Source organism: Faecalibacterium langellae, assembly GCF_002549775.1.
GTDB lineage: Bacteria > Bacillota > Clostridia > Oscillospirales > Ruminococcaceae > Faecalibacterium > Faecalibacterium langellae.
On the sequence record NZ_NMTR01000061.1, the window covers coordinates 1 to 1,095 of the forward strand.

Genomic DNA, 1,095 nt, shown 5'->3' on the forward strand with positions numbered 1-1,095 from the left:
ATTGAACCACTGAGAGTCGGGAGGTAGAGGAGTTATTGTGGATAAATTATTAGAGAGTTTTGAAACTGTTTTTGGTAATCGGTTTCTCAAATATTTTAAAGAACAGGAAAAGAAGCGCCATTACTTTAAAGTGAATGACTATAAAAAAGTAATTCATAAATTTGTTGAGGATGAACAGAGAGAACGAGTTAATTATTATAGTAGGACCCACGTTCATTTCACTCGTTTTCTGCTTGTTAGCATTGAGAAGTTTAAGAATAATGGGAGAGCAATAGATTTTACAGAATTAGATCATAAAGGTAATTTGATTTGGCAGTTGGAACATGTTATACCCCAAAGTAATTTTGAAAAGAAAGATTTAGACAAGAATAAATTAGGAAATTTAACCTTATTGAATAGGGATACAAATGTAAAAATCTCAGATGAAACTTTTATAGAAAAGAAGAAATTATTACTTGATGAAGATGAGTCAAAGTTTTACATTAATGAAGTTTTTAGAAGAGATAAGTTTTTAAAGTCTGATATCGAACAAAGAACAATTGATTTACAACTTGAATTAAAAGACATTTTCGAAAATTATTTTGATGAATACTGTGAGAAAGTATTATCTTTAGAATTGAAGTCAGTTGGAAGGGTTAGTATTAGTTTTGATGTAATAAATGGAATAAGCCGAAAACAATCTAATGTTACGAATGAATCGGTAATTCACATTAAAAATCTAATGAAGAATTTCAATGAAAGTATTGGTGCTAATGTCTCAACAATATCACAAAGTTTAAAGAAACTGATACAATATAACGTTAAAGATATTTCTAAACCTTTTGAAAAAATGGCGTCAATTCAACCCAATTATTCAAACATACTTGAAGTATTATCTAAGCAATTTTCAAAATTACAAACACTCTATAATTTTAAAAATATAGGAAACTTTTTAAAAAATATTGACTTTGATGATTATCGTCGGCAACTTGATGAACAAAGAAAGCGTAAAATTGCTAAATGTTTACATTTTGATATATATCCTCCCATATTGTTTTTAGATGAGCTTGCTTCTATGGAGAAAGTAACAGAACAATCTGAAGCAGACTACTATTT

General features: G+C 28.2%; 1 protein-coding gene. It reads left to right on the plus strand.

Annotation, left to right across the window (positions count from 1 at the left end):
- Positions 1-37 precede the first annotated feature (37 nt).
- Positions 38-1,095: HNH endonuclease family protein (locus CGS49_RS13665; RefSeq protein WP_097802302.1), on the plus strand; the 1,058-nt coding region annotated here is incomplete at its 3' end.